This is a genomic window from Streptomyces sp. NPDC008317 (assembly GCF_042955955.1).
GTDB lineage: Bacteria > Actinomycetota > Actinomycetes > Streptomycetales > Streptomycetaceae > Actinacidiphila.
In genome coordinates, this window is the sequence record NZ_JBIBFQ010000008.1 from 247,685 (window position 1) to 259,361 (window position 11,677).

Genomic DNA, 11,677 nt, shown 5'->3' on the forward strand with positions numbered 1-11,677 from the left:
GGGGCTCCTCGTACGTGAGACATGCGGCAGAACTTCGCGGCACACGGCGGTACGGCAGGAGAGGACCCGGAATGCCACGCCCCACGGACTGGGACGCGCTCGGTGTGAGCGGCGACCCCACGCCCGGCGACCCGGTGCGGATCCACACCGTGGCGACCTCGATCGGCGACCTGGGCAGGACCGCCCGGGAGATCGACACCGCGATGGAGACGGTCCTCAACAAGACCGGGCCTGAGGCGTTCTCGGGCGAGACCGCCGAGGCGCTGCGGGACCAGATCAGCGGGCGGCTGCGCGGCTTCGTACAGAGCATCGCCGAGGCGTTCGAGTGGTCGAGCACCGCCCTGACCACGTACGCGGACGCCATGTCGACCGCGCAGAGCAAGGCGGACGCGGCGCTCGACCAGGGGCGCGGGCTGGCCAAGGACGACCCGAATCTGGAGACGCTGGCGAGCACCGCGCGCGACGCGGGTCAGACGCAGAAGGACGCGGCGAGCGCCGCCACCACCACGCTGCGCAAGGCGTCGGGCAACATCAAGTCGCCGGTGTCCGGCTGCGCGGAGTTCTGGGAGATCTTCCAGTGGATCGCCATCGCGCTGATCCTGCCCGCGCTGATCTTCGGCGGTCCGATCGCGCTGGTCGCGATGGCGGTCAACCTCACCATCTTCATCAAGACCGCGGTGGACTTCGCGCAGGGCAAGGTCGGCGCGCTCGACCTGTTCCTGTCCGCGCTCGGCATGATCGCGCCCACCACCCGCGCCGTGCCGATCTTCTCGCTGATCGCGAAGGGCTTCAAACTCGGCTGGCAGGCCATCAAGGCGGGCGGCATCGCTACCCTGACCTTCCTCAAGGACATGATGACCGGCATCGCCAAGCCGTTCGTCGCGCTGCCCTCGTTCAGTGAACTCGCCCACCTGACCGGGAGCTGGACCAAGGCGGGCGGGCTGTGGCTGTCGGGCGTCGGCAAGGGCCTCGGCCAACTCGGCGCCAACGCCTTCAAGGTCGGCTCGCTCACCGTCCTCACCGGCATCAAGGGAATTCCCGCCTTCTTCAAGGGAGTTCCGGAATTCGTCACCAACTTCGGCAAGGGCAGTGCGACGTTCTTCAAGAACGAGTTCGGCGGCGCGAAGTGGCTGCGGGTGTTCCTGCCCGCCGAGGGCGACGAGATCGGGAAGTTCGGCGTCTTCGGCGCCATGAAGATCGCGCTCGTCGACCGCGGTGTGTTCGGCAAGTTCAAGTACGGCGCGGCGGACATCGTACGGCCCGGCGTGCAGGCCGTCGGCAGCGGCGTCAGCCACCTGCCGACGCCGGAGTTCGGCGGCGCGGGCCACTCGGCGCCCGGCCTGTTCATCCCCGACCCGCCCAAGCTCAGCCTCGACCTCGGGCCCAAATTCAGCGACTCGATCACCTTCAGCTTCCAGGCGATCATGGGCAAGGACGCGCTGCTTGACACCCCGATCACCGAACTGTCCTCGATGCACCTGGGCGAGTGGGCGAACGTCACGCACACCCCGACCGGGATCACCTTCGACGTCGGCGCAGGGGTGCACGCGCTGCCGCCGCCCGCCGCCGCGATCCTGGCTCCGCCGCCGCCGATCCACATCTCCACCACCGGCATCAACACCGCGGGCATCGGCGCGACCGGCGTGCACGCCCAGGTCGGCGCGCCCTCCTTCCACGTGCCGGGCATCGGCGCCAACGCCGTCCCCAGCCACATCGTCACGCAGGCCACCGACCTGGTCGTGCCGCCGCAGACCGTGGTCTCCTCGATCGGGGTCCCGCACATCACCCCGGCGGCCGTCGTGACCACCCCGCCCGCCGGGACCGTGCACGCCTTCACCCCGACCACCCCGGTGACCAGTGCCCATCTGACGAACCCGGCCGCGGCGATCGCCACCCCGCCGCCCGCCTCGGCCGTCAACGTCAATGTGAGCGTGGCGGGCGCGGTCTCGATGCCGCCGCCCGCCGCCACCGCCGGTTTCGCCCCCACGGTGCCCGCGCCCGCCCTGCCGCACCTGGCCACCAACGGCGCGGTGAACTTCCACGCGGCGACCGTGCCGGTCACCGGGCACGTCCCCGCGACCTTCACCGGCGGCGTCACCCACGTGGTCACCGACATCCACACCGGCGGCTCCTTCAACGCGCTCGACCTGCTGCACACCCCGAACCCGGTCGCCGTGCACGCCTTGGCGCCGACCCCCAACGCGCTCATCACCGGCACCGCCGCGAACATCGCCAACAGCCACACGATGGCGACGCTCGCCCAGCACATCTCGGTGGACCTCGGCCCGGTCCACACCGTCGGGCACAGCGCGAGCGACCTCACCCCGCCGCCGACCACCGCGCTGACCGCGACCCCGCCGCCCGCGTCGGTCGTCTCCGCCCCGCCGCCCGCGAGCGTCACCCACATGCCGCCGCCCGCCGCCGTCGCCGCGGTCCCGCCGTCCGCCGCGGTCACGCACATGCCGCCGCCCGTGGCCGTCACCCACATGCCCGGTACGCCCGCGGTGACCACCTTCGACCTCGGCGGTACGGGCGCGGGGGCGGGCAAGGGCAAGGGGCCCGAAGTCCTCACGGCCAACGGCAGCGGAAGCGGCGCGGCGGGCGTGGACCTCCCGCCCGCGCACCGCTTCGACGCCGCGATGGACCTGCTCGACAACGGCTCACTCGGCCGCCCCTCGCCGCTGCCGCACCCCGCGTCCGGCCACGGCACAGCTGGCCACGGCGCTTCGGGCCACGGGGTTTCGGGCCACGGCGCGGACGGCCCGGCCTTCGCCGGCACCGCCGTGCCGGGACTCGGCGACAAGGCGTTCGCGGGCGCCCCTGCGCGTTTCCCAGAACCGGCACACGTCCCAGAACCGGCCCACGTCCCCGAACCGGCCCCCGCTCCCGAACCGGCGCCCGTGCCCGCCGCGCCCCCGCACACGACCGGTGACGTACGGCTCGGCGGACCGCCGCCGCGGCTGACCGCCAAGGAACTGGACCGGGCGTGGTCGGCCGACAGCGAGCGGATCGGCGCGCTGTTCGGCCCGGCGACCGACCCGTCACGGCCGCTGCGCTTCGACGCCTGGGGCGACTTCGTCCTGGCACGCCACGACCTCGGCCGCCTCGAACAGCACCTGGACGACCTGCGCGCGATGCCCGGCGGGCCCTCCAGCGGCGAGTCCCGCGCGGTCACCGAGATCAGGACCCAACTGGCCGCCGCCCAGCAGCAGTTCAACAACGCGGTACGCGGCCTGCGCGAGCACGGCATCAACCCGGCCGCGATGGACCAGCACATCACCGACCTCAACCTCCAGTCGCTGCGCGAGCGGCCCCGGCTCCTCGGCGGCGCGGTGCCGCCGCCCGTCATCCGGGTCGAGGGCGCCGAAGGCGGGCGTCTCATCGAGGAGTCGGTGCCGCTGAGCGGCCCGACCGGCCTGCCGCACGGCCTCAGCGTCAGCATCGGCTACCACGTCAACGGCGTGGACATCAGGCTCCTCGACGGCGCGGGCAACGACCTGACCGCCACCACCCACCAGGTCGTCCAGGTCAACGGCGGCGGACTGTCCGTCCACGACGTGAACACCGGCATCCGGCAGACCTTCGACTCGCACGGATCGCTGCGCGCCGAGACCGTCCCGCTGCGCGGCCCGCAGGCGCCGCTCGGCACCGGCATCTCCGTCACCTTCGACCCGACGGGCGCGGCCACCCACCACCTGGTCACCGGCGGCGCCGTGGACGCGGGCGCCACCGTCACCCGGCTGCCCGTACCCGGCGACGGCTTCCGCGTCGACCGCGCCGCGACACCCGGCACGTCCGCCACGTACCAGCTCTTCGACTCCGGCGGCCTGCACCTCGCCGACGGCCACGGGCTCCACACCGCCATCGGAGCCCCGCACTTCGTGGAATTCCCCGCGCCCGGCCGGGGCGGCGGCGCACAGCTCCTCGACGCCAACGGCGCGCCCGTGCACGGCTTCACGCCGGTCCGCGAGACCGACGCGACCGGCGCCACCGTCGCCGTGCGGATCGACCGCAACGGCGCGGACGGCGCCTTCGTCCGCCACGACATCACCGGCGGGCAGGCCGTGGAGACCGGTACGCCGCTGCGGCTGCCCGGCGGCGCGGCGGACGGGCGGCTCGTGGTGCGCCCGGTGGGCGGCGGCGCCCCGCACATCGAACTGCCCGGCGGCGTCAGGCCCGGCGGCGTCCAGGTCTTCGACCACGCGGGAGGCGGCCTGCGCGTCGAACGGCCCGGCGGCGCGGGACAGGCCATGACGTACCAGCGCTTCGGCCCCGACCACGTGCTGGCCGGGGACGGCCGCCAACTCCTGGGCGCGGACGGCCGACCGAGCGGCGCCGTGGACTTCCCCGTCGGCGGCGGCGCGGCCGGGCACCTGGACGGCGCGTGGCAGCCGGTGCCGCACCACGCGGTACGCGTCGACCTCGACCCGGCCACCGGCAACCCCGCCACGATCCGCGTCACCGACACCGGCCGCGGCGACTACTGGACGCACGACCACGCGGGCGGCCACCTCGGCGACCACGCCGTGATGCTGCACGGCCCCGGCGGCGCGCCCCTGCACGAATTCGGCGTCACCCGCCATCCGGCGCCCGGCACCATGGGCGCCGCCCAGCGGCTCGCGATCGACGCCAACGGCGTACCGCTGCCGCACTTCGCGCCGCACGGCGACGGCTGGCGCGTCACGGACCGCACGGCGGGCGTACGCGGCGGCGAGTACCGGCAGTTCGGCGCGGACGGCGGCATCCACCAGCAGGCGATCAACGTCACGCGCGACGGCGTCCGCGTGCCGGGACAGCGGTTCGTCCTCACCTTCACGCCGAACGCGAAGACCTGGCAGCTCATGGACACCGTCGCGGGCGCCCCCTTCGCGGGCGCCGGGCGCGGCCTGCTGCACTCCGGGACGGTCGACGTGGCCACCGACGCGGGCCACGTCAAGCTGGTCGCCAAGCCCGGCAAGAGCGCCGTGGAGGTCTTCGAACGCCGACCGCTGGCGACCGGCGGCTTCCTCGACTCCCTCCGCCGTACCGACGCGAGCGGCTTCGGCAGGCTCTCCGGCCAGAACACCCGCTGGACGCACACCGATAACGCGGGCAACGTCACCAACTGGGGCCTGCGCAACGTCGGGACGCTGGACGGCAAGGCGTGGCGGGGCATCGACCACCACGGCACCCTGGTCCACGAGTTCCGCACCGGCATCGACGGCGGCGGCGTCCTCGGCGTCCGCGACGGCGCGGGCGACTGGTCGTGGGTGCGCTACGACGCCCACCACCGGCCGGTGCTCGGCGGCAGGCGCACGATGGACGCCGACGGCGGCTGGACCGACCATCTGCGGCTCGGCGGCGACGACATCGTCGTGCAGCGCCAGTGGGGCCCCGCGCACCTGCCGCAGTCCCACGCCAACCACTACCGCGAGGCCGTGCTCGACCCGGCCAACGGGCACCTGCCCAAGACGGTCACCATCGACCCCAACGGGGCGAATTCCACCAGGCAGTTGTGGAAGGAGCAGTCGGAGCACGGCAAGCCGGCCGGAGCCCTGGAGAAGCTGCCGGACAACCAACTCCTGGAAGTCCGGCGCTGGTCCGAGCAGCGCCCGCCGCAGTGGGTCCGCAAGCATCTCATCGGCATCGGCGACGCCGTGTGGGACACGCACGGCTTCCTCAAGGGCGACACCCGCTTCCAGATGTCGAAGTGGACCAGGACGGATCTGGCGACCGGCGCCGAGACCCACGGCTTCCGCTTCACCGCCATGAACGACAACGTGCTGGACATCGCGGCGGACGGCACCTTGACGCGCGGCACGTTCAAGCTGGACCACGGCAACACCCTCACCGTCGGCGACTCCGTCACGCTGCCCGCGGGTGTCGCCCCCGTCGCCCACCGGATGCCGTGGACCGAGGGGGCGGGGAAGCTCTCCGGCTACCGGATCGAGACGCCCGGCGCGCCCGGCGGCCGGATCTGGGAGGACCACTTCAAGGTCGACCACAACGGGGCCTTCACCGGCGGCGACTGGTACGGCGCGGACGCCGCCCCGACCCGGGTGGCGCGCGCGGGCTACGCGGACGGCACCGTCGTGGAGTTCCAGCCGGTCCCGGCCGCCGGGACCGTCCTGGACGGCGGCCCGGGCGTGCGGGCGGGCGCCTTCGAGGGCAACGGCGGCCCGGCCCTGACCAAGAACGTGCACGGCGCGCCCATCGGCGACGTACGGACCTGGCCCGGCGCCGATCTGCGGCCCGGCCACGGACACGGCCCGACGACCGTCACCACCACCGCGCCGCGCTCCCGGCACTGGGACTGGTCGGGCTACAACGGCCGGACCGACACCCGCCATTGGGCCTGGGACGGACTCGACGGCGCGGGCAACCGCACCACCGGATTCACCGAGTTCGGCCGCGGCTTCAACGGCGCCACACCGTTCGGCGACTCCTTCCGCGCGTATCTCCGCACCGACAACGGCCCGGTGGCGATCCGCGGCCGGGACATGCTCGGCGGCGGCGAGCACGTGGACTCCTGGCGCGTCACCAACCCCGACGGCAGCCACCAGTGGCGCTGGGCGAAGTACGACGCGTTCGGCAACGCCGTGGACTTCCACGGCGCCGGCACCCGCCAGTGGTGGAATCCGCGGGCGGGCGGCGGGGCCGGCGCGTACGTGGACGACTGGTTCACCGGCGCCCGGTCCTTCCGCGACCGGGTCGACCTCGGCGGCGGCGCCGCGCCGATCACCGTCCGCGAGGTGCCCACCACCAGCACCACGGGACGCGTGCGCGAGTACCTGCCCGACGGCGCCCGCCTCGGCCCCGGCGCCCCCAACCCCGTGAACCTGAACGTGTGGAAGGAGTTCGACCACAACGCGGCCGTCGTGGAGAGCAAGGTCGTCGGAACCAACCAGATCCTGACCACCGACGCCTGGCGCGGCCAGTGGGTACGGCACGACGGCAACGGCGTCATCCACGCCCAGGGCTCCGACAGCGGCTACATCTTCGAGGCGGACGCCTTCGGACGCCTCCAACTCACCGGACGGGGCGTCGACTTCCGCGGCCCGGCGGCCGAACTGCGCGGCTGGGGACGACGGCTGCGCGAGCCCAACCGCATGCAGTGGAAGACCGACCTCAGCGGCCTGGACATCTCCCGGATCGGCGACGGCCTCTACCAGCCGCAGTGGAAGCTGGTCATGGAGAAGGCCGCCATCGAACTCTTCCAGGAATTCGTCCTGGAGTTCACCGCGAATCTCGCCGTCAACGCGATCGTCGCGGACATCCAGAACAGGCCGTTCTCCGGGAAGGACGCGCTCAAGGCGTTCGCGAACGCGAGCGTCAGCGCGGGCATCAAGACCGCCGTCGGCAGCCTCGTCCACGACAACAAGATCAGCGGGTTGCAGCGCACCGGCGACTGGCGCAACGGCCTGGCCAACACCGACAGCGGAAAGCCCTGGTACCGCAAGCCGATGAACCACGACAAGCACTGGTCCAACGAGTGGGCGGGCAACGAAGCGCCCACCCGCTGGCGCGGCGGCATGTACGACTTCGGCTACAACGCGGGCACCTCCACGCTCGCCGCGTGGGTCAACGGCAGCATGAACGCCTCGGTGTTCGGCATCACCGACGCCAATGGCGACACCGTCTACCTCAGCGGCGGAGCCGCGGCCCTGGACGGTCTGATCAACGCCGTCTCCGGCATGACCGGCGCGGTCAGCGTCGGCGCCATGAAGAACCTGTTCATCATGGGCGGCGGCAGCCGGCTCTTCCACCGGCAGGGCTTCGCCGAGTTCTTCCTCCAGTTCGGCTGGAAGCTCCCCGAGAAGGTCTTCACCTCCCAGCTCACCAACTGGTACCGCGCCGGCATCAACCCCTGGTGGTACCAGGGCGGTTACGGCGACACCGCCACCGCCGAGACCGGCACCGGCACCTCCGACACCAGCGGGGAGCCGCAGCCGTGACCACCGAGCGTACGACCGCCCACACCGTCCACGTCGCCGCCAAGGGACGCGGCGCCCACCGTACGATCGCCGCCGCCGTACGCGCCGCCCGGCCCGGCGCGACCGTCCTGGTGGAGCCCGGCGAGTACCGGGAGTCGCTGACCGTGGACCGGCCGGTGGTGCTGCGCGCCGAACACGGCGCGGGCAGCGTCACGCTGTACCCGGCGGCCGAGGGAACGCCCGCGCTGACCGTGGCCGACGCGCACTGCGCGGTCCACGGATTCACCCTGCGCGGCGTCGGCCCCGGAGAGGCGGCGGTCCGGGTGACCGACGGTTCGACGCTGGCGCTGCACGACTGCGTGGTCCTCGGCGGCCGGGTCGAGGTGACGGGCACGGACGCCGACGACGGCTCCCAAGGGATGCACGGAACAAGGGAGTTGGCTGTCCCCGACCCCGACGGCCTGGACTTCGACGCCGACCCCGACCCCGATCTGGCCCCGACCCGCGACCCGGGACCCGCGCTGCTCCTGCTGCGCTGCCGGATCGCGGGCGCGGGCGGCGCGGGCCTGCACCTGTCGGGCACCGCCCGCGCCCGCGCCGACGACCTGCGGGTCGAGGCCGTCGACGGCACCGCGGTCGTCCTGTCCGGCACCGCCCGGCTCTCCGCCGAGCGGCTGCGCGTACGCGACTGCACCGGCACGGGCCTGCGGATCCGCGGCCGGGCGGCCGCCGCACTGGTGGACTGCGCGCTGGAAGGGACCGGCGGCAGCGGACTGCTCGTCGAGGACGAGGCGGCGCTCGTCGCGGGCGACACCCGCGTCACCGGCGCGGGCGCGGTCGGCATCCGCCTCACCGGCTCCGCCACCGCCGAGATCGCCGACTGCCGGATCACCGGCTCCGTCACCAGCGGTCTCGTCGCCCAGGACGCCGCGCGGCTGGCCGCCACCGGCTGCGCGGTCACCGACTCCCGCGCCAACGGCCTGCTGGTCCTCGGCGCAGCCACGGCCCGCCTCGCCGACTGCGCGATCTCCGGCACCGGCTACAGCGCCGTCCACCTCGCCGACGCCGCCCAAGCCGCCCTGCTCGACTGCCGGATACGCGACAGCGCCGAGCACGGTCTGCACGCCGTCGGCACCGCGCACGCCGACCTCACCGAATGCGGCCTGTCCCGTATCGCCATGACCGGCCTGCACACCGCGCAGACCGCGACCCTCACCGCCCGCGGCTGCCGCCTCACCGACACCGCGACCGGAGTGCACGCTGTCTCCGCCGCGGGCACCGAGTTGGAGCACTGCACAGTGCTGCGCGCCGCGAAGACCGGTGTCGAGGTCGGCGCGGGCGGCGGCGTACGGCTCTCCCACGTGCGGGTCGTCGCCGCGGGAGCGGCCGGGATCGTGGTCGACTCCGGCGGCACCGCGCGGGTCGACGGCGGCTCCGTCGAAGGCAGCGCCGGCTCCGCGATCGTCGTGTGGACCGGCGCGTTCCCCGAGGTCAGCGGGGTCTTCATCGACGCGCCCGCGAAGAACGGCATCTACCTCGCCGAGGACGCGGGCGGCACCTTCACCTCCTGCGAGGTCGCGGGCGCGGGCTTCCCCGCCCTCCACGTGGCACGCGGCGCCGCCCCGGTCTTCCGCCGCTGCCGGGTCCGCGACTGCGCCGAGGATCTGGGCCAGGACGAGGGAGCGCGGCCCGCCTTCGAGGACTGCGTCTCCTACGACGTACGGCGGCCGACGATTCCGCAGCTTGGCGGGGGAGCGGCGGGCCGGGCCGGGGGCCTGCCCGCGTCGCCGTCCGGGACGGCGACGCCCGGCGCACCCGGTGACGACGGACCGGACCCGGACGCGCCGGAGGAGGATCTGGACGACCTGCTCGCCGAACTCCACTCGCTGGTCGGCCTCGACGGCGTCAAGGGCGATGTCGGCTCGCTGGTCAAGCTGATGCGGACGGTACGGCGACGGCAGGAGGCCGGGCTGCCCGCGCCGCCGCTCAGCCGCCACCTGGTCTTCGCGGGCAACCCCGGCACCGGCAAGACCACCGTCGCCCGGCTCTACGGCCGTCTGCTCAAGGCGCTCGGCCTGCTGCGCCGCGGCCACCTGATCGAGGTCGACCGCAGCGCGCTGGTCGGCGAGTACGTCGGCCACACCGGGCCGCGTACCACCGCCGCCTTCCAACAGGCCCTGGGCGGCGTGCTGTTCATCGACGAGGCGTACGCGCTGTCGCCGCTGCACAGCGGCAACGACTTCGGCACCGAGGCCGTCTCGACGCTCGTCAAGCTCATGGAGGACCACCGCGACGACATCGTGGTGATCGCCGCGGGCTACCCCACCGAGATGGACCGCTTCGTCTCCTCCAACCCCGGCCTGTCCTCCCGCTTCAGCCGCACCCTGCACTTCGTGGACTACGACGCGGCGGAACTCGTCTCGATCGTGGAGCACCAGGCGGCCGAGCACCGCTACGAACTCACCGAGAAGGCCCGCGCGGAACTGAGCGGCTTCTTCGACCGGATGCCGCGCGGCGAGGGCTTCGGCAACGGCCGCTCCGCGCGCCAGGTGTTCCAGGAGATGACGGAACGTCAGGCGCAACGCGTCGCGGAACTGGCCGATCCGCGCGCCGAGGACCTGGTCGCCCTCGAAGCCGACGACTTGCCGCCGCAATCCGTGGCCCTGCCCGCGGCACCCGCCGTCGCCCGCCCCGTCCTCAGACTCTGAGGAGACGCGCCGAGGCCCCGGCCCCGAGCGAACACCCCGCCCCCGCGCCCGACATCCCCCCGGAGACCCCTCGTGCCGACGCCCGACCTCCCGCCGCCCGCCCTGGACAAGCCCGCGTCCGCGCCGCCGCCCGCCGCCTCGGACTTCTCCGCCACCTTCGCCGAGCACGCCTCCGTGCCCCGCCGCGGCCTGGTGCCCGGCGTGCGCGTGTGGGGCACGATCGGCGGCGCCGCGGCGGTGACGGCCGTCTGCGTGCTCGTCGTCCCGCTGCTCGGCGCTCTCGGCGGCGACAAGGGCGGGGACGGCGGCCGTACGTCGGACACGGTGGTCGCCGCCGCGCGGACCCAGTCGCCGAGCGCGACGCCGTCGAGCACCGCCACCACCCCCGAGGCGGCGGTGACCACGACGAGCCCGCCGCCGACGACCAAGGCGCCCGCGGCCAAGCACGCCGCCGCCCCGCCCGCCGGGAACTCCAGCGGTTCCGGCGGCTCGGGGGGCTCGGCCGGATCAGGGGGCGGCGCACCGCGCACCCGGGCCACGAAGAAGGCCACGAGCCCGGCGACCAGGCAGACCGCCAAGCCGCCGGCGAAGGCGACCAAGGCCGCCGCGCCGCCCGCTCCGGCCAGGGTCGGCGACTTCCTGGTCAGCGCCGGGTCGGGCAAGTGCCTGAACGCCTCGGCCGGTTCGGACGGCACCCACCTGCAACTGTGGACCTGCAACGGCAATGTCAACGAGCAGTGGACCTTCGCCTCCGACGGCACGATCCGCAGCAAGGGCCTGTGCATGGACGCCGCTTGGGGCAGCACGGACGACGGGACGATCGTCCAGATCGCCTATTGCAGCGGCAATCCGGCGCAGCAGTTCACGCTGAGCGGCGGCGTGATCCGCGGCGACCAGTCGGGCCTGTGCGTCGACGTATGGATGGCCGCGACCTCCGACGGCACTCCGATCAAGCTCCACCCGTGCAACGGGGGCAGCAACCAGGCGTGGAAACGCAAGAGTTGACGGTCGACGGCCCCGAACTCCGGGCCCGTGCGGGCGTGCGGTGTCGGCGCG

Annotated in this window: 3 protein-coding genes; all 3 read left to right on the forward strand. The window is 73.8% G+C overall.

Translation table 11 applies throughout. From position 1 onward, the window contains the following. Window positions 1-71: 71 nt before the first annotated feature. The 3 genes from ACFY9V_RS25755 to ACFY9V_RS25765 all read left to right on the forward strand — a co-directional run bounded on the left by ACFY9V_RS25755 (window position 72) and on the right by ACFY9V_RS25765 (window position 11,626). Window positions 72-7,934, forward strand: a complete 7,863-nt coding sequence (locus tag ACFY9V_RS25755) for a putative T7SS-secreted protein (protein ID WP_391163104.1) — start codon at window positions 72-74, stop codon at window positions 7,932-7,934. Next, complete coding sequence (locus tag ACFY9V_RS25760) at window positions 7,931-10,621, forward strand: right-handed parallel beta-helix repeat-containing protein (protein WP_391163106.1); 2,691 nt, start codon at window positions 7,931-7,933, stop codon at window positions 10,619-10,621. The genes ACFY9V_RS25755 and ACFY9V_RS25760 overlap by 4 nt, the downstream gene beginning before the upstream one ends. A 72-nt stretch (window positions 10,622-10,693) precedes the next feature. Continuing rightward, window positions 10,694-11,626: a ricin-type beta-trefoil lectin domain protein gene (locus ACFY9V_RS25765; protein WP_391163107.1), complete on the forward strand. Its 933-nt coding sequence runs from the start codon at window positions 10,694-10,696 to the stop codon at window positions 11,624-11,626. Window positions 11,627-11,677 lie beyond the last annotated feature (51 nt).